Annotated in this window: 16 protein-coding genes; 12 read left to right on the top strand and 4 right to left on the bottom strand. The window is 45.4% G+C overall.

The genetic code is table 11. The features are described from left to right. The first annotated feature begins 7 nt into the window (after positions 1-7). The 9 genes from V6W81_RS22000 (at position 8) to V6W81_RS21960 (ending at position 9050) form a co-directional block, all read left to right on the top strand. Entirely contained in the window at positions 8-1567 is a 1560-nt protein-coding gene (locus tag V6W81_RS22000) for a response regulator (protein ID WP_338540397.1), read from the top strand. Between the two features lie 132 nt (positions 1568-1699). Then, positions 1700-3361 (top strand): ABC transporter substrate-binding protein, encoded by a 1662-nt coding sequence (locus tag V6W81_RS21995; protein WP_056701445.1) that lies wholly within the window; start codon positions 1700-1702, stop codon positions 3359-3361. A 181-nt stretch (positions 3362-3542) separates the two neighbouring features. Then, positions 3543-4445 carry an ABC transporter permease gene (locus V6W81_RS21990; RefSeq protein WP_260985345.1) on the top strand — a complete coding sequence of 301 codons (903 nt, stop codon included), beginning with the start codon at positions 3543-3545 and terminating at the stop codon, positions 4443-4445. A gap of 13 nt (positions 4446-4458) precedes the next feature. Continuing rightward, complete coding sequence (locus tag V6W81_RS21985) at positions 4459-5361, top strand: carbohydrate ABC transporter permease (RefSeq protein WP_056701450.1); 903 nt, start codon at positions 4459-4461, stop codon at positions 5359-5361. Between the two features lie 242 nt (positions 5362-5603). After that, positions 5604-5963: a hypothetical protein gene (locus V6W81_RS21980; protein WP_310138602.1), complete on the top strand. Its 360-nt coding sequence runs from the start codon at positions 5604-5606 to the stop codon at positions 5961-5963. A gap of 66 nt (positions 5964-6029) precedes the next feature. After that, positions 6030-6359 (top strand): immunity protein TriTu family protein, encoded by a 330-nt coding sequence (locus V6W81_RS21975; protein WP_338540396.1) that lies wholly within the window; start codon positions 6030-6032, stop codon positions 6357-6359. Positions 6360-6487: 128 nt separating this feature from the next. Further along, a complete protein-coding gene (locus V6W81_RS21970; RefSeq protein ID WP_310138597.1) occupies positions 6488-7306 on the top strand; it encodes a purine-nucleoside phosphorylase in 819 nt (272 codons plus the stop codon). A gap of 237 nt (positions 7307-7543) precedes the next feature. Beyond that, positions 7544-8467 (top strand): DUF7638 domain-containing protein, encoded by a 924-nt coding sequence (locus V6W81_RS21965; RefSeq protein ID WP_338540395.1) that lies wholly within the window; start codon positions 7544-7546, stop codon positions 8465-8467. Positions 8468-8519: 52 nt separating this feature from the next. After that, positions 8520-9050 (top strand): SMI1/KNR4 family protein, encoded by a 531-nt coding sequence (locus V6W81_RS21960; RefSeq protein WP_338540394.1) that lies wholly within the window; start codon positions 8520-8522, stop codon positions 9048-9050. A 122-nt stretch (positions 9051-9172) separates the two neighbouring features. Here V6W81_RS21960 and V6W81_RS21955 read toward each other — a convergent pair whose 3' ends face one another. After that, the gene (locus tag V6W81_RS21955; protein WP_338540393.1) at positions 9173-10405 is read right to left on the bottom strand and encodes an MFS transporter; all 1233 of its coding nucleotides are present in this window, start codon (positions 10403-10405) and stop codon (positions 9173-9175) included. A 56-nt stretch (positions 10406-10461) separates the two neighbouring features. Further along, entirely contained in the window at positions 10462-11367 is a 906-nt protein-coding gene (locus V6W81_RS21950; RefSeq protein WP_338540392.1) for an ArsR/SmtB family transcription factor, read from the bottom strand. Between the two features lie 311 nt (positions 11368-11678). Here V6W81_RS21950 and V6W81_RS21945 point away from each other — a divergent pair, with 311 nt between their 5' ends. The 3 genes from V6W81_RS21945 (at position 11679) to V6W81_RS21935 (ending at position 14831) form a co-directional block, all read left to right on the top strand. Then, a complete protein-coding gene (locus tag V6W81_RS21945; protein ID WP_338540391.1) occupies positions 11679-12125 on the top strand; it encodes a GNAT family N-acetyltransferase in 447 nt (148 codons plus the stop codon). A 143-nt stretch (positions 12126-12268) separates the two neighbouring features. Beyond that, complete coding sequence (locus V6W81_RS21940; protein WP_145408227.1) at positions 12269-13495, top strand: MFS transporter; 1227 nt, start codon at positions 12269-12271, stop codon at positions 13493-13495. A 13-nt stretch (positions 13496-13508) separates the two neighbouring features. Beyond that, on the top strand, positions 13509-14831 hold the full coding sequence (locus tag V6W81_RS21935) for an LLM class flavin-dependent oxidoreductase (RefSeq protein ID WP_338540390.1): 1323 nt from the start codon (positions 13509-13511) through the stop codon (positions 14829-14831). A 195-nt stretch (positions 14832-15026) separates the two neighbouring features. Here the strand turns inward: V6W81_RS21935 and V6W81_RS21930 are convergent, their stop codons facing one another. Both V6W81_RS21930 and V6W81_RS21925 read right to left on the bottom strand, forming a co-directional pair. Next, positions 15027-16376, bottom strand: a complete 1350-nt coding sequence (locus V6W81_RS21930; RefSeq protein WP_338540389.1) for a response regulator — start codon at positions 16374-16376, stop codon at positions 15027-15029. Then, positions 16373-18085, bottom strand: a complete 1713-nt coding sequence (locus tag V6W81_RS21925; RefSeq protein ID WP_338540388.1) for a sensor histidine kinase — start codon at positions 18083-18085, stop codon at positions 16373-16375. Before V6W81_RS21925 ends, V6W81_RS21930 begins: the two co-directional genes overlap by 4 nt. Between the last annotated feature and the right edge of the window lie 92 nt (positions 18086-18177).

Raw genomic sequence — 18177 nt, 5'->3', positions numbered from 1 at the left:
AATGAACATGTATAAGGTTCTTCTTGTGGATGATGAACCGTTTGCGATAGAGGGACTACAACTGTTAATCGACTGGGAGAAGCATGGATTCGAAGTTGGTGGGATATGTGCCAACGGGGAGGATGCTATAGATGCAATTTCCCGTGAGCAGCCTGACTTGGTCGTAACCGATATTCGAATGCCGATCATGAATGGGCTGGAACTCATTGAAGAAGCCCGCCGACTTGGTCATCGCTCAACATTGTTTGTCATTACGAGTGGGTATAGTGACTTCAATTATGCCAGACAGGCGATACGACTCGGGGTATCCCATTATTTGACCAAACCGGTGATCGAGTCCGAAGCGGATGATGTGCTGCAACGGCTGAGAGAAGAATTGGTGCACCGGGAAACGCGCGAGTTAATGTTGGATCAGGCTTATAATCAGCGAACGAAGCAAGCTTTACTTACGTTAGTCACGAACCAAGATCAGGCAGAACTTGGGGATGAGATGGATTGGGTTGTGCATGAGTTATCTGCTAAAGCACATACGTGGGCCTACTTGCTAGTGATGATTCAAGGCGATAGCGCAAGTGCCAAACAGGCGATCCAGCAATTTATGGATGATGAGCATTGCGGGTATCTGCTGGATGCCGAATGGAGTCCTTATGGCATTGTCTGGTGTGGCTGTAGCGACGCTTCTACCCGTTCGGATCAAGACTTACGGCAATTTGCAGAGCGGCTCCTGAACGTTCTGGATCAGCAGGCGGCAGCAAGTCGGGTGCAAATAGCTGTAGGCTGTCCTGTCAGCCAAGTGCAAGAATTAACGATCTCTTACCGTGCTGCCGCAGATGCAGGACGCTTTTTATTTTTTGATGATACACGGCTTCTGTACGCAGAGGACATGAATGAACAGCATTTGCTGTTTGATCCAGATACGTTGATGGAAGCAGACCTCATTATGGAGCTAATCGAAAACGGTTCCGAGGCAGAATTATCGACGTCTGTCTGGCGAGCGTTCAATGCATTTAAAGATCAGATGGCTGCACCAGAGCTGGTTCATATTTTTGCAACCCAGATTATGTTTCGCGGACTTTCACTCTTCAAGGAACTGGGCGGAGAACCGAATACATTGATGCAAGACTCAGCTCTCCATCTCCATGAACGGCGTTATCAGAATATAGAGGAGACAGCCAGAATGTTAGAAGCATTCTGCCTCAGATGCCAATCGGAGATCGGGACGCTGCGAGAACGACGTGTGGGTGGAACCCAGGCTATGGTAGCTGAATACGTCCACAATCACTACAAGGAAACCTTTACGATTAAAGAGCTCGCGGAGCGATTCTATATTCATCCGGTTCATCTGGGGCAATCCTTTCTGCGTAAATATGGCAAAGGGGTGCTGGATGTTGTGCATGATCTGCGAATGGAGGAAGCGAAGCAACAGCTTCGAGAGACCGACCAGGCCTTGTATATTATTGCGGAACAAGTAGGTTATCGAAGCTATCAACATTTTCTGAAACAATTTGAGAAAAGGGTGGGTATGAAACCAGCAGAATATAGGCTGCAATCTACGCTTAGAGAGTAATAATGATGACTTGTACATCATGAACATCTGAAATTAAGGGGGGAAGGACCTTAAATTTAACTATTTTGGAAACGCATACATTTCATCATAATAAGACCTGTAAGCAATCCAACTTCCAAGGAGGGGCAATACATGGGGGTCTTGAAGAGGAAAAAATTATGGGGATCCGTTTCACTCGTTCTGGCAATCAGCCTAGCGCTGGTAGGTTGCAGTGGTGAGGAAGCCAAAACAACAACGGTGGACGGCAAGGAAGTACTGAACATCTCGGCTTTTATTGGTACGCCTAACCAGGCGCCGGCTCAGGATAATCGGATATACAAACAAATCGAAGAAGAGCTTGGCGTTAAGCTGAACATGGAATTCCTCGTGGGTGATCTTCAGCAAAAATTGGGGGTTATGATTGCAGGTGGAGATTTCCCCGATCTGATCACAGCAGATACGAAATTGGTTGCGGCCGGTGCCGTTATTCCACTGGAAGAACTGATTGAGGAGCATGCACCTAATCTGAAGAAGCATTACGCTAAAGATTGGGAGCGAATGAAAGATTCCAGCGACGGACATATTTATTGGTTACCGAACTATGGCGTTTATACCGGTGAATTCATTAGTAACTATTATTCGGGTCCTGCCTTCTGGATTCAAAAGGCGGTTCTGAAAGAAGCCGGATATCCAACTCCTAAGACGCTAGATGAATATATGAAGCTGATTCGTGATTATGCTGCGAAGCACCCTACAACGGAGGATGGTCAGCCAACCATCGGATTCACTACACTTGCATCCGACTGGAGAACGTTTCCGTTGCTTAACCCACCAGAGCATCTGACGGGTCATCCGAATGATGGTGGTGTTGTCGTAGATGACAATGGCGTAGCAAGTGTATTCGCAGATAAGGATATCTCCAAACGTTATTATAAAGAGCTGAACAGTCTTTATAACGATGGTTTGCTTGATAAGGAAGCCTTTGTACAGAACTATGACCAATACTTGGCCAAAATCTCTTCCGGGCGGGTTATCGGCATGTTCGATCAGCACTGGAACTTCCAGCAGGGTGAAGACCCCCTCGTAGCTCAGGGCAAAATCAGTCAAACTTATGTCGGGTTACCGCTTGTATACGATACAAGTATTAAGGATCACTATTTAGATCGTCCGGTCATTAACCTGAATAACGGATTTGGTATTAGTAAAGATGCCAAAGACCCGGTAGCAATCCTCAAGTTCCTTGATGCGCTCATGGATGAGAAATATCAGAAGCTGCTGTCCTGGGGTGAAGAAGGCGTGGATTACATGGTGAACGAAGAAGGTCGATTCTATCGCACACCAGAGCAGCGCACAGAGCAGGAAGACCCAGCTTGGAGACTGGCTAACAAAGCGGAAGGTTTCTACGGTGCAGCACCCAAGATGGAAGGAACCTTTGAAGATGGCAATGCGATCGGAGCAACGAATCAACCAGAGGAGTTCTATGACGGCTTGAAGCCAGAGGATAAAGAGTTGTTGGATGCATATGGTTACAAAACATGGAGCGATTTCTTCTCTCCTGCACCTGAGAATCCAGTGTATTATCCAGCATGGCAGGTAGATCTGCAGGAAGGTTCAGATGCTTCCGTTGCGAATAAGCAAATGACAGATACTTCCCTTAAATTCTTGCCTAGAGCGATCATGTCCAAAGCAGATGAGTTCGATTCCGTCTGGAGCGAATATGAGGATGCATACAAGAAAATCGATGTGAAGGCTTATGAAGACCGAATTAACGAGCAATTGCAATGGCGGATTCAGAACTGGACCGTGGAAAAATAGAAAAAAGTGAATCAGAGTCTTCCGGAAGGTGTGAATGGCATGCAGGAGCATGCATTACGCATTACGTACCTTCCGGGTTCTCTTGCTAATCGCTGTAGCCTAATAGGAGGAGTGAAGGATGGCGAACACGCCTAGAGCCATACAGAATCAATCAGCTCCAACCGTTGCTGCCAAGACGTCTATGTTCAAGCGTTTGCGTAGCCAGAAGCAGCTCATGTTTATGTCTTTGCCGATCGTCGCGTATATTCTAGTATTTTCGTACTATCCGATCTGGGGCTGGGTCATGGCTTTCCAGAATTACAGTCCAGCGAAGAGCTTCGCGCAGCAGGAGTGGGTCGGACTTAAGCACTTCAAGTTTCTGCTTACGGACGACGCGTTTCTGAACGTACTTCGCAATACCATCGCAATGAGCTTAATCAATATGATTCTTGGATTTGTGACAGCTATTTTATTTGCGGTGCTACTCAATGAGATCAAAAACAAGCTCTACAAACGGACAATTCAAACGATCTCGTATCTGCCCCATTTTCTATCCTGGATCATCGTTACGGGCATTGTAGCGAGTTCGTTATCCGTAGACGGCGGGATTGTCAATGTTGTGTTGATGAAGCTGGGATTTATTGACGAACCGATTATGTGGCTTAGTGTACCGGAATACTTCTGGGGCATTGTCGGCGCTTCCCATGTGTGGAAAGAGGTTGGCTGGAACGCCATTATTTATCTGGCAGCCATTACTTCCATTGACCCTTCGCTCTATGAGGCGGCTGAGATCGATGGAGCGAATCGCTATCATAAAATGCTGTATGTCACACTGCCTGGAATCAAGTCCATCGTCATTATCTTACTGATCATGAACATGGGATGGATTCTGGAAGCAGGCTTCGAAGTACAGTACTTACTGGGTAATGGGGTCGTTGTGGACTGGTCCCAGACCATAGATATCTTCGTTCTGAAATACGGCCTGCAGATCGGCAACTATTCACTCGCAACCGCTGCAGGTATATTCAAAACCATTGTCAGTATCACACTGATCTTTGCAGCTAACTCGCTTTCCAAACGCTTCGGTGAGGACCGATTAATATGAGGAGGACATATCGATGGGAATAAACAAGTCTCGGCTTGAGCCGATTGTCTTCCATACGTTTAACGGCGCACTGATGATTTTTATTGCAGTCGTGACCCTGTATCCGTTTCTGAACACACTTGCCATATCGTTTAATGCAGGTAATGACACGATCCGTGGAGGCATCTATCTATGGCCGCGGGAGTGGACAGCCCAGAACTATCGAGCCGTATTTGCTGGGGGAACCATCTTCCAAGCCTTCGGCATCTCGGTTGCGAGAACCGTGCTGGGCACGGTGCTCAGCTTATTTTTGACCTCTATGCTCGCTTACACTCTAAGCCGCAGAGATTATATCCTGCGTAAACCGATTACGATTATCGTTGTACTGACGATGTACTTCAGTGCAGGTCTGATTCCAACCTACTTCCTAATCAAGGATCTGCATCTGCTCAACAACTTCCTAGTGTATATCATTCCGGGTTTGATCAGTGCGTTTAACATGATCGTGATTCGAACGTATATTCAGACACTGCCGGAAGGACTAATTGAATCCGCTAAGATTGATGGAGCCGGTGATTTCAGAACGTTTATCTCGATTATCTTGCCGTTATGTCAGCCTGTACTTGCTACGGTGGCTTTGTTCATCGCAGTGGGTCAATGGAACTCGTGGTTTGATACGTTCTTGTATGCATCATCCAAGCAGAATCTGAGCACGCTGCAATACGAATTAATGAAGCTATTATCCTCGTCAATGAATTCGAATAGCAGTGCTGCTGTTGCTAACGGAGCAGATCTCGGCGCAGCTCGGAATATGGTTACACCTGTATCGATTCGTGCAGCCATTACAATCGTAGCAGCTTTGCCAATCCTGGTGGTGTATCCATTCTTGCAGAAGTATTTTGTTCATGGATTACAGCTTGGAGGCGTTAAGGAATAGTCGAGCGTCAACGTGAAAATACAGGCGATTTGAAGAAGTTGTAGCAAAAGAATAGTAGTAGAATGAAACCGGTCATGGGATGACCGGTTTTTTTGAGCTTATGTAGTTTCTATATTGATTAATGGACGAAGACAGCTCATGCAATTTGGAACAAAAGTATAGTGAGTATGCCTTATGCATGGATAATATGGTAAAATTTTATATGAATGATTATCCTTTCACAGCTCAGGAGGAAACAATCTATGAGAAAAAGAATCTTGCCTATCCTAATGATGTTGCTCTTGTTGCTAGGATGCTCTAGTAATAAGCTATCGCTTCATGGAGAAAGTGTGAACTGGAATGTGAGTGTTAGTAGTGAAAATAAGAATGGCCCTATAAGCTTCGTAATCCGATACATAGGGGAAGAAGATCAGCCGAGAAATGTTCGTTATCAGTTTGCTGGACAGGCGATTTCACCGAGTGGTTCAATGGAGAAGCTTAATGCGCCTTATAAGGAAATTTCATTTAAGAGTGATTCGAATGATTATGAATCTGAGACGCTTCCGATCCCTGTTCATATTCAGTGGAACCGAGATCAGGAAGAGACGATCTATGTGGAGTAAAATAAACGAAGATGACTGACCATATATGGGTCGATATTTTGCATCCCCAAGGAGGTGTGTTGTCACTTGCTTCGACATCGTTTCGAACATTGGGCTAAGCGCCGAGCAGTTGCGCTGCAATCCGAGCAGATCAGGACGGAACAGGTTCAAAAGGATGATGTAGATGAACGGCTCATATTTGATCCTTCCACAGGATTCAGACATGAGTCGAGACTTGCTATGGGTCAAGTGACTGTCTGGGAATCGAGACAGATGGAATATGAGGTCTTGAATATTGAGACAGAAGAACTGATCTTGTGGAAGTATGTGGAGAAGAGTGACCATGATAATGAAGTTGACTTCGATGAGCTCTTGCAGGAATATTTCCGAGCATTGAAGTCGGGAGCCAAACCCTAAATGGATTAGTACAAGTGTCACGGGGAGGTTACTTTGCGAGCTTCCATTTACATCAACTCTGTAGTTGATTACACTTGAGGTATCGTAACTTGATTACGTAAATTATTATCATCAGGAGGAATCCATCCATGCATCAAACTGCACATATTCAAGAAGCTAGAGATTACATATTAAGCAGAACCAGCTCCAAGCCAACTGTAGGTATGATACTGGGTTCAGGACTTGGCGCTCTCGCAGACGAAATTCAGAACGCAACGGTTATTCCGTATAGTGAAATTCCATACTTTGCTAAATCCGAGGCTGTGGGTCATGCCAACGAATTGGTCATTGGAGAACTAATGGGCAAAACCGTTGTTGCGATGAAGGGACGTCTTCATTATTATGAAGGCTTTACACTGGAGGAAGTGACGTTCCCGGTACGTATGATGAAAGCATTAGGTGTAGAGCAATTGATTATCACCAATGCTTGTGGCGCGATCAATACAAGCTTTGAACCAGGACAGCTTATGATCATTACAGATCATATTAACCTGGTAGGTAACAATCCGCTGATGGGGCCAAACAATCCAGAACTGGGCACACGCTTTCCAGACTTGTCCCAGGTATACAATCCAGAGCTGCGCAGCATTGCGCTTCGTGTTGCAGATGAGCAGAAAGTTAGCTTGCAGCAAGGTGTCTATGCTTGGTGGAGTGGACCGGCTTATGAGACACCAGCGGAGATTCGCATGATTCGTACGATGGGTGCAGATGCAGTAGGGATGTCGACTGTGCCTGAAGCTATTATTGCGGTTCATGGGGGCATGAAAGTGTTGGGTATTTCTTGTCTCACTAATATGGCCTGCGGCATTCTAGATCAGCCGCTTAATCATGAAGAAGTCATTGAAGTAGCTGCCAAAGTAAAAACAACGTTCACGGGGCTTGTCAAAGGTATTCTGCAAGAGATGTAATCGGAAGAGCAGCATCTCTCCTAATATTGCAAGTTGGTGATCATAGGAGCATTGTTCAAGATAGAGCTGAATCTGTCTGGGCAATGCTTTTATGTGCAAATTTTTTGAAAGTTTCATAAAGGATGAGTCCAATTGCGTAGCAAAAGATGGGCGGAAGTTCTCTCGTGTTTTCGTTTCTCTTATTGTACAGTTGTAGGATATGGGAACGTGAAGATTCATGAAAGTGAGGTATCTTAAGTGCAGAACATTAGAAGAACAAAGCAGATTGAAGGCACAACAACACCTGGCATCATACATAATGGCGGACATCATTTTCTCATACCTGTGCAGATTTATGAAGACGGCATGATTAATTGCTGGGAACTGGTTGATCTGAAAGAGCTGAAGCAGAAAATCGAGAAGTATTGGTTAGGCCCTGATGTACCTGTTGGAGAGACGATCTCCATCCATGGATTAGGTGCTTACCGAGTGGAGCAAGCGAACTGGACGCATAACAATAGCAGTTATTATGAACATATTGAGCGTAAGATCAGAGCGCTTAATCCCGAATTTCGTAATATATTCGAAGTCACGCCACGTCTACAACAACTGAAGGAGAATAGAAGGGTGTCATATTCGCCTCAAGCGGTTGATTTTGCAGTAGTGCAGGAACTGTTCTATGAGACGATTCAGGGCGATGGCTTCTCTATTTTCATGAAATACGAAGGACAGCATTACCTGGTTCATCTGGTGGTGTATGAGAATGGTAAGGTGGCGATCTATCAGTTGCCCGAGTATGTCGAGATGGCTATAGATGAATTAGCAACGTGGTTTCAGGATGGAACCTTCTTTACGACGATTGATCGCCCGGTAGCTATTCGGATAATGGATCTGGGCGAAGTGACGTTCTCAGAAGAGCAATATGCCGAGAATGTTGAGGATAAGTACCAGGAACTGCTGGATATGCATAAGAAGTTAACAGGAGAACAGACCACATTTGAAGCATGTCGACATGCGTACCACATGTATCTGCAAGATCCGAGTGAATTCAACCGAGCTGTGCTGAAGGAAAAATATGAACGGGTACCCGAGCACCAACGGATGTACTTGGGCGATATGGATAGCCGGGATATGGATTATCAGCGAATTATATATACGCCAGAGGAGAAACGAGAAGTGTAGCCTTTGCATCTCCAGCAGAGGTGACCCATGTATAAGGAGGATGAGGCGTGGAATGAGTAGGCATGCTGAACAATTGTGGCAACGTATCATTGCCAAAGGGACAAGCGTTGATCCGAGCTTTGAAGTGGCACTTCATCTCCAGCCGGGAGCGACAGAGGCAGATTTTCGTTCTGTAGAGAACGAGTTGGGTGTGATATTGCCAGAAGAGATGAAGGCATTATATCGTATCCATGATGGACAGATATGGGACATCGACGGAGCTGCTTTTGTCAGAAACCTAACGCTAACCCCTCTTGCGCAAGTGAAGGAGAATTGGGCTTTTCTTCAGGAGGAATTCGAACCTGATGAGTTGGAAGCAGACATGGATGATGCGATTAAACCACTGCTTTGGAACGCCAAATGGATTCCTATTGCAGAGAATGGTGGGGGAGATTATCTATGTCTGGACACGGATCCTGCATCTTCGGGAAATGTGGGACAAGTCCTGTATTTCTGGCATGATTGGGGTAAACGTTCGGTTGAGGCTCCGGGATTATTTGCGTTTTTGGAGCTATGTTTAGAGGAAGAAGAGGACGACTATTAGAACTCTCGGCTTGCAACATTCCGAAACAAAAATACACCAAAACACCAAAACACTTAAAGCGTCGTCCTTGGAAGGAAACGTTTAAGTGTTTTTTAATGTGTTTTTCGCTTTGTTATACGAACTTAATTCAAAGGTTTATGCTGTAGAGTAGAAAGATCACCGTTCAAATGTTTCAGGTTTGGGAGAAATATAGCAACTATAGAGCAGATGAAAGGAAGAAGTCCGAGAGATACAAATAAGAAGGGTATACCATACATTTCGGCAACGGCCGCACCTGCAAAAGCTCCCACGGGTTGAAGTCCGCCACCAATTAAGAAACGAATAGAATTGACCCGACCTTGCATGGAGCTAGGTACAAGTGTCCCGTGTAACGAAGAGCTGAGAGAACCGAAGAAGGGACCCGCCACTCCTGCGGCACATAAGGCAATAAGTGCAAATGGGTAACTCGGAAATAATCCTAATAAGGCATTACAAAGCCCAATGACTGCTAGGCTACACAGCATGACGGTTCGTCTTTTCTTAATCTCACCGATCCATGAGATAACGGCTAGCCCTAGGAGTGTGCCAAATGCCGAAGCAGTAGTCAGTGTTCCCATAGCGGCAGCATCTCGGTGCAGCACTTCGCGGACAAAAGGAATCATCATCGTCCAGATGGCAACGGACGACATGTTGCTGATGGAAACCATCAGCATGATCGAGAGCATCGCTGGGAATCTCCGATAGAATGAGAAGCCTTCTCCAATATCTCGAACATAAGCTTGAAGGGAGAAGGTGACTCGTGATGCTGCTGGTTTCTGCATAGTGGGCAGATAGAGCAGGGCAGTAATCGCTGCAAGGTAACATATCGCGTTGATACCAAGGGTAGGCAATGCACCAGCGGCAGCCGTTAGCGCTCCGGCGATGGCTGGCCCCAGCAAAGCAGCGGCGTTCCGACAACCATCAATGACTGCAAATGCACGTAACAGTTTATGTTCACCAGCGACACCGGGTACAACAGCCATGGCTGTGGGCATAAATAGGGCGGAACAGGCTCCGCTGAGCGCTGCGGCAACGAACAGATGCCAGAGTTGCAATTGTCCTGTGATCCCCATACTCAGTGGTAGCAATAGAGCCAGTAACCTTACTGACGCTAGTCCCGCCATAAACTTTCCACGATGCAGACGGTCGGATAAGGGCGATCCAAGCAACCTGAAGGCTACCTCGGGAATGCTGAAGCTGAGTGCCATAGCTCCCATAGCTAGCTTCGAGGCAGTTAACTCATAGACCAGCCATTCCATAGCCAGCAGACCAAACACATCACCGAGAGAACTGAGTGTAACTGTAGCTAATAAACCATAATAACTTCGCTTAAGCATATAGGTTCCTCCGCAGAGTAGAATCAAGCCATTTGTACAGAGGAAGTTGCTTGAATTCAGCTTCCAATATAAGCTCCAATCTGCTGTGGGAGGTTGTTCAGAGCTTCCAAGCGCAGGCTATATTCCGTGTTCTTGTGGTCATAATGTACGATAATTAGTCCGGCTGCTCGCAAAGCAATGAGATGGTAATGTATCGTGCTCTTCGATAGTCCTACCTCGCGTACAATCTCAGTAAACGTCAATTGCTTATCCGCCAGTAATCGTAAAATGAACAATCTAGTTTCATCCGATAGTGCACGGGTTAGACGCAGTAATCCAGGGTTGGGTCTTCCCGGTTCGGTGGGAAGAATGTCACACGAGTAACTGGTGAAGATGATCTCGTCAAAGATTGCTGAGGTGACAAATGGACGCGCATGGTATTGAGGGATAAGAATGATCTTGTTCAGCACACCGTTAGGATAGATTCGCATACCCTGTGTAGCTTGTTCATAGACCTCTTGGTCATTACCTCCCTGTAAACGGGCACGTCTAGTCTTTGCCTCGTACGAGAGACCTTCGATAATGGCTGGATCGATGTTCTTAAAGTAGTGTTCATTCCATTCCCGTATGGCTTCAGATGTCCGGCTGCGCAGATCGGGCAGATTAGAGGGTACAGACAATTTCAAGCCAGCAGCGATATCATACAACTGTCCCGAAGACAAACCTTCAAGCCAATCCAAAAAGCCATGAACCGAGCGATCCCCAGGGCAATGCCATATGTATGGTGCAAGACTGAAGTTGTCTGTAGCTTTCATCGTATCTCTCATGTTTTGTAGCTTGGCTGGTGCAAATTGATCCTGTACATCACGAATCCACAGTTTTCCAGCATCGAGAGCTGAATGATTTTGTTTACCCATAAAAGCGGACAGACTGCTTACACATTCATAAATGGGTGCAAAATCAACCTCCACTTGATAGTTCATAGTTGTACACTTCCTTTCCTTTCAGTATGTAATCTATCTTTCTATTTTTGTTCTATATTTATAGAACTAGTAATTTGTTTTATTATATACGAACGATTATGTTTGTTACAACACAAATATTTCAACGGTTCTCTCCCACATTTTCCTACGTAAATGAAGAGTACTTTACTTACGAGAAGCAGCTTAATGGGAATACTTATAGTTCATTCAATGACTTTGTTGTCCTAGTAAGCAAAAAAATGAAGGTAACTTTGTTTTCGAAGATGTATAGTGAGGTTCTAGAGAGGGGTGTTGAGGTGGTTCCAGTTACGATGCGACAATCACATCAGGAAGACCAGGAACAGCTTGCAGAATTAAGAGCCTTGGTTCTGTACGATGATCTAACGCGGTTAGGGAGATATGATGAGGTGAGGGTACGTGAACGTTTCCGTACAACATTCGATCCCGACTATACGTGGATTATTGAAGCTGAAGGCTCTATGGTAGGATGTATTGCATTTAAGCCTAGAGCAGAGGAATATTTGTTAGAACACTTTTATATTCATCCAGACTATCAGGGCAAACGAATTGGAACGCAGGTGCTGAACATGTTACTGGATCGGGAAGAGATTCGGGGCAAACGAGTTACCTTAAATGTGTTGCAAGGAAGTCCAGCGCGGCGATTGTATGAGCGTCTTGGGTTTGTTCTGGATACGGAAGATGAAGTTGACGTGTTTATGTCCAAGCTAGTTCCACAGGAGTCTAATCATAATCATTAAATATGTTAAACGGAATATAGATCCATTCATTTAATTGTTGAATGGGTCTATTGAACTTTTCTATTATACATTCACGATGGGATATTCTAATATACTTTATAACCTACTTTTTATATGGGAATTATTGAATATGAGGAATGTCGATGGTTCATTGGAAACGGAATCTGTATATTCTGTGGCTGGGTTTGTTCTTCAATCATATGGCATACACCTTATCTGTCCCTTTCTTTCCACTGTTTCTGCAAAATGATCTTGGTATCCAGCAGGGGGTGGAGGTCTGGGCAGGCATCGCCATCTCCATTAGCTTTCTAATCAGTGGACTCTGTGCCCCATTCTGGGGATCACTAGCGGACAGATACGGCAGCAAGCTGATGCTGATTCGCTCAGGGGTCGGTCTCGCGATGGCACATTTAGCCAACTATTGGGTATACGATCCCTTTACCTTTATAGCTGTTCGGGTCTTTCAGGGACTGATGGCTGGGTTCAATCCGGCATCCCTAACGCTGGTTGGTACCAACACGCCAGAGAAACATGTGGGTTATGCACTAGGAGTCATCTCAACAGCTACAGCCGCTGGAAGTATTCTTGGTCCGTTGGCAGGTGGAATTCTTAGTCAATGGGTAGGTCTGCGTGGATGCTTCATTGCCTCAGGGATTATTACACTGCTATCTGCTCTCATGGTGCTGGGTGTTAAGGAATCACGAGAGCCTCGCAACATCGCTCGTTCCAGCATTCTAGATGATGTAAAGCAAGCAGTGAGCACACCAGGTCTAATGCGAATCTATGGGCTGATTTTGCTCGTCTCTACTTCAGTGTTAATTATTGAACCCGTGCTGACGCTGTACGTTGTGCAGATTGGTGGGGATGTCAGCCGTGCGACACTTAGTGCCGGGATTGTCTTCTCCGCAATTGGTATAGCAACGGTTATTATGGGGCCTCGCTGGGGACGCATCGGTGGAAGGATTGGATACGAGAAAACGTTGTTTATCGGTCTGCTGGGTGGAGGCATCGGTAGTCTATTGCAGTTGACTGCGACAAATCTTATTTATTTCGGTAGTCTGCGGTTTGTGTATGGGCTCTTCTTCGCGGCCGTGTACCCGGCTCTTAATGCACTCATTATTCAATATGCAGCTAAGGAATTTCGAGGTAGAGCCGTTAGCTTAAGTCAGAGTGCAAGCCAGTTCGGTATTGTACTAGGGCCACTTCTCGGTGGCTTTCTGGGAGGGTGGACAGGTATTCCTTTTATATTCCTACTCACGGGAATTGTACTGCTTACTGCGGCTTGGGTGGTTAGGGCGAAGGAGTTCAAGCAAGGAGCTATCCGGAAGGTTATGACAAGTGATGGTGAGACAACGCTTAACAAATTATAGGGAGGGCTTCGATATGGCGCAAAGACAGTTGAGATTGGGAGCGAATCTAAACGGAGTTGGGAATAGCATTTCATTCTGGAGACATCCGGATATTCCGATTAATGCGAGTGTAAGCCTGGATTTTTATAAAAAACAAGCGCTCAAAGCAGAGGAAGGCAAGTTCGATCTGCTTTTTATTGCAGACGGTCTCTTTATTAATGAGAAATCCAATCCTCATTTCCTGAATCGACTTGAGCCGATAACGCTCTTATCTGCGCTGGCGGGAGCAACCTCTCACATTGGTCTTGTAGCCACATTGTCGACATCATATAGTGAGCCGTTCACGGTGGCTAGGCAGTTTGCTTCACTGGATCATATCAGTCAAGGGCGTGCAGGCTGGAATGTGGTGACTTCACCGTTGGAAGGATCAGCCCTCAATTTTGGCAAAGGTGAGCATCCGAATCATGCATTACGCTATGAGATCGCTAAGGAGCATCTCGAAGTTGTCAAAGGTTTGTGGGATTCATGGGAGGATGATGCCTTTGTCGGGGATAAAGAGAACGGGGTGTTCTTCGATCCGGCGAAGTTACATACGTTGCATCACAAAGGGAAGCATTTCTCCGTTCAAGGTCCGCTGAACGTCGCACGTTCCAAGCAAGGACAACCGGTTATTTTTCAGGCAGGCTCTTCTGAATCCGGTAAGGATCTGGCCGCTCGATCGGCTGATGCGATCTATACAGGGCATGAGACGTTAGAAGAAGCGCGCGAGTTCTACCAAGATGTGAAGGCAAGAGCAGCAGCTTATGGACGCAACCCGGAAGAACTGCTAATCTTCCCTGGCATTGGGCCTATTGTAGGCAGAACGGAAGAGGAAGCGGAGCGAAAGTATCAAGAGAGCGCTGAACTGGTTAGTATTGATCAGGCGCTGAATTACTTAGGACGGTACTTTGAGCATTATGATTTCTCCCAATTTCCACTGGATGAACCATTCCCTGATATTGGTGATCTGGGCAGCAACAGCTTCCGCAGTACAACAGACAAAATCAAGCAGCAGGCTCGTGAGCAAGGACTGAGCTTACGCGAAGTAGCTCTGCTTGCTTCAACGCCAAGAACATCCTTCATCGGTACACCCGAGCAAATCGCTGACCAAATTCAGGAATGGTTCGAAGGTGGCGCGGCAGATGGCTTCAACATTCGTACCGTTGTTCCAAATGGCTTGGCGGATTTCGTGGATCTAGTCGTTCCGGTATTACAAGAGCGCGGATTATTCCGCACAGAATATGAGCAGGATACATTGCGTGGCAACCTGGGTCTTCCGATTCCGCATAATCGATATTCACTTGAGACGGCACAATAGGTTCGAGCTTCTGTTAAAAGGCATGTGAAAACAGTCGATGGGCTTGTTCCTTTAAGCTAGCTAGATGAAACAAAAATCTTAAACAAAGAAAAACCGCTCCAAGGCTGGGAACGGTGAGATGATGAACGAAAGCACGATGTTTAATGCTGAATGTTAAAAGCTTGAAATGGATCATATTGTCTGTGAAATGTGTCCTTATTGATGGGTCATGTTTCTCCGATACTGGTATGGCGTGACGCCGTACTCCTGTTTGAACAATTGAATGAAATATTGAATTTTACGGTAACCGATCATTTGCGCGATATCGGCTATACGGAGTTCGGAATCCTGGAGCAACTGGGAAGCTTTCTCCAACCGTTTCCTCGAAATGTAGTTGGACACGTTCTCTCCGGTCTCTTGTTTGAACAGCTTGGAAAAGTAGACTGGATGAAGATGCGCGACTTTTCCTAGTTCATCCAGACTAAGACCGTGGGAAAGATGGTCTTCAATGTATTTTCGTACTTTATCAACGATGGATTGAATGGACATTTGTTTGTTGATACGGATTCTGCTGAACATGTCGATGAGAACGGATCCGAACTTGTCGGGGTCTTGAAGCCGATTGAACATCCAATCGGCTATTTTCGTTGCATCCTGATTTTTGTCCTTGAGATAGATATACGTGATGATCTCCATAAGATAAATTTGTTTATGTTTTCTATTAGTGATTCGCTCATACGTATGTATGATATTGCCTATCGTTTCCGAATCACTTTCCACTGAAGAAAGGGCAGTTGGCCCAACAAAATCGCTAGAGCTTACGTCTTCATTCAGGAAGAAACGATAGAAATGATCCCGTGTTTCATTCCGGTTGGTCAATGCGAACGGTGAGGACAAGGCCGCTTGATTCCACTCGGCAGCGAATCTCCGTGCTGTTTCTTCAGGTATACAGGCGACCAGATGTGATCCTGAAGGCCAAACGAATGAAGTGGATGGCTCAGCAACAGCATGTTGTACACGTTCTACATCTGCTTCTGTGTAATGCTCAAGCTTGAAGAAGCAATAACGATGATCTCCTAAACATGCTGCGTATACATCATACTCTTCCTTTAAAGTTTCGTTCTGAGCAAGTAGCGAGAGTAGATAGCCCATACCATTAAAATGCTCCCAATTAACGGCGTGAACAGGCCGTGATTTCTGGATCTTTTGAATGGCTTTGGACATCGCATGCTCTACGTCATCTTTATCAACAGGTTTAAGTAAATAGTCCAGAGCCCCGAGACGGATTCCTTGCTGTGCATAATCGAACTCGGAATATCCGGAGAGGATGATGACTTTGGTTGGTAAGTTGTTTTGATGAATGTGGTGCAGCAGATCGATTCCCGAAACCTCAGGCATGCGAATGTCCGTAATCAAGATGTCGATCAGGCTTCCGTTCAACATTTCTCTCGCTTCAATGGAATTGGTCGTTGTCTCAATCTGATGAATACCGAAGGAACGCCAATCCACCAAATGCTTCATATACTCCACGACATAATGTCCATCATCAACAATTAACAGCTTCATATGCTCTCTCCTTTCTCAGTCGGAACATGAATCATCAGCAGGACAGACAGCCCGCCCCAGTCATTGGTTGAAAATGCTAACCCGCTACGATCGCCATACGTATTTTTTAGACGCCGATTAACATTCCAGAGACCGACACCTCGGGTTCCCTCAGGCGGGGTGTCGCTATCAAGCTGAGTCTCCAGCTTTTGGATTTCATCCGGTGTAAGACCCTTTCCATCATCGGATACCCGAATGAGAATGACTTCCTCTGCTTGCTTAACATCGATGTTCACCCGGTTGGCTCCCTGTTGCCCTTCAATACCATGCTGAATCGCGTTCTCCACGACAGGCTGGATGATCAGTGGCATGAGTGGAAGAGAGGTGAGTTCTGACGGAAGATCGATGGCATACTCTATTTTTTTACTCAGGGTCATGATGATTAAGAAGTGTTCCGCAAACTGCAATTCCTCTTGTAATGTGACTTCATGTTTATCCAGTCTGGTCAAGTAACGATAATATTCAGCCAGATGTTTACTCATTCGCATGACAGCATCAGGAGAGAATTTGGCTACGGACATAATGAAGAATAAACTGTTGTACAGAAAATGAGGATTAATCTGCGCTTGCAGTTGCTTCAGCTCTGCACTCCTTCTCAAATCCGTCTCGGTCTTCAAGGATACAAACAGATCCTGAATCTCGGCTACCATGTGATTAAAGCTGCGAAAGAGGACGTAAAATTCGTTATCCGTATTTTCCGTAATTCGTGTACTATGATTGCCCTGCTCAACCTGTAAGAACTTTCTCTCCATTAAGCGAATGTTACGATCGTAATTCCGGTAGAACGTAAAGATGACAATCAGGCCTAGTGTCAGAACGGCTATAATACTGATAAGGAATACCTTTCGGTTATGATCGAGCGGTTTAAGAAAATCATTTGTACGTGTATAGGTGATCAGATAGGTGTCGAGTGCTTCAATATAACGGGAGAGAACATAGTAGTTTTCGGATTTCGTATGGTAATCATATTTAAGTGTGGCTCCTTCTTGCGGTAACAGAAGTTCTGAAATCGCTTTCAATAGATCGTTGTCTACTTCATTCTCGTCCCATAATCGGTGGTCGTCAAACCATAGAAAAGCCCTCGAGCTATCATTGTTAACAGCCTTCTGAAGTAGGCTCTTCAGGTAGTCATTGTTCAGCTTAACACCAACGACATATTGAACCGGTTTTAATTGCTCGGATTTTTGGATATACGGGTAGGCTGCAAAATAATACAAGCTATCATCGATAATACGCCACCCAGGTCGCTGAATCTCGTTAAATGGAAGTCGCGCCTCCAGCGAATTGCTGGTAGACAGGAATGTTCCTTCGTTTTTCCAATAGATGCCAATGGATTCAATCGAGCGGCTAGACAGAAGGGTCTGGCGTAAGCGATCAACAATATCATTTTTCTTCATTTGAGAGTCGTAGTTACTTAGCTCCAGCACTTGCCTTTGATAAAACCTGACATCACTATCAGCCGCAAACTGAACTCCGTACATATTAGCCTCATACATGATACCGTCAAGAATGCCCTTTACGTAGTCAAGTTGGTTCTTGGAGGCTCCAATCATATTTTCTTCCAATGTCTTCGAGCTCAATCGATTCATCACGAAGAATAAACTCAGTGTTAATAACAGAAAAAAAACAAAGAAATAGATAAAACGTTTCATGTACATTTTTCTAATCATGTGTGTTCCTTTCCTATACGCAGAACTTGAAGTACGACCGATTGCAATTCCATTTTCATCATAAGCCAAACTAAATAAAAGCGGAAGAGTAA

This window comes from Paenibacillus tundrae (assembly GCF_036884255.1).
Lineage (GTDB): Bacteria > Bacillota > Bacilli > Paenibacillales > Paenibacillaceae > Paenibacillus.
This window is presented reverse-complemented; position numbering and strand designations above follow the sequence as displayed.

Excerpts from the sequence above, each read along its gene's own strand:
- V6W81_RS22000 (WP_338540397.1), top strand. The coding sequence starts at position 8 with ATGTATAAGGTTCTTCTTGTGGATGATGAACCGTTTGCGATAGAGGGA.
- V6W81_RS21995 (WP_056701445.1), top strand. The coding sequence starts at position 1,700 with ATGGGGGTCTTGAAGAGGAAAAAATTATGGGGATCCGTTTCACTCGTT.
- V6W81_RS21990 (WP_260985345.1), top strand. The coding sequence starts at position 3,543 with ATGTTCAAGCGTTTGCGTAGCCAGAAGCAGCTCATGTTTATGTCTTTG.
- V6W81_RS21985 (WP_056701450.1), top strand. The coding sequence starts at position 4,459 with ATGGGAATAAACAAGTCTCGGCTTGAGCCGATTGTCTTCCATACGTTT.
- V6W81_RS21980 (WP_310138602.1), top strand. The coding sequence starts at position 5,604 with ATGAGAAAAAGAATCTTGCCTATCCTAATGATGTTGCTCTTGTTGCTA.
- V6W81_RS21970 (WP_310138597.1), top strand. The coding sequence starts at position 6,488 with ATGCATCAAACTGCACATATTCAAGAAGCTAGAGATTACATATTAAGC.
- V6W81_RS21960 (WP_338540394.1), top strand. The coding sequence starts at position 8,520 with ATGAGTAGGCATGCTGAACAATTGTGGCAACGTATCATTGCCAAAGGG.
- V6W81_RS21955 (WP_338540393.1), bottom strand. The coding sequence starts at position 10,405 with ATGCTTAAGCGAAGTTATTATGGTTTATTAGCTACAGTTACACTCAGT.
- V6W81_RS21950 (WP_338540392.1), bottom strand. The coding sequence starts at position 11,367 with ATGAACTATCAAGTGGAGGTTGATTTTGCACCCATTTATGAATGTGTA.
- V6W81_RS21945 (WP_338540391.1), top strand. The coding sequence starts at position 11,679 with ATGCGACAATCACATCAGGAAGACCAGGAACAGCTTGCAGAATTAAGA.
- V6W81_RS21940 (WP_145408227.1), top strand. The coding sequence starts at position 12,269 with ATGGTTCATTGGAAACGGAATCTGTATATTCTGTGGCTGGGTTTGTTC.
- V6W81_RS21935 (WP_338540390.1), top strand. The coding sequence starts at position 13,509 with ATGGCGCAAAGACAGTTGAGATTGGGAGCGAATCTAAACGGAGTTGGG.
- V6W81_RS21930 (WP_338540389.1), bottom strand. The coding sequence starts at position 16,376 with ATGAAGCTGTTAATTGTTGATGATGGACATTATGTCGTGGAGTATATG.
- V6W81_RS21925 (WP_338540388.1), bottom strand. The coding sequence starts at position 18,085 with ATGATTAGAAAAATGTACATGAAACGTTTTATCTATTTCTTTGTTTTT.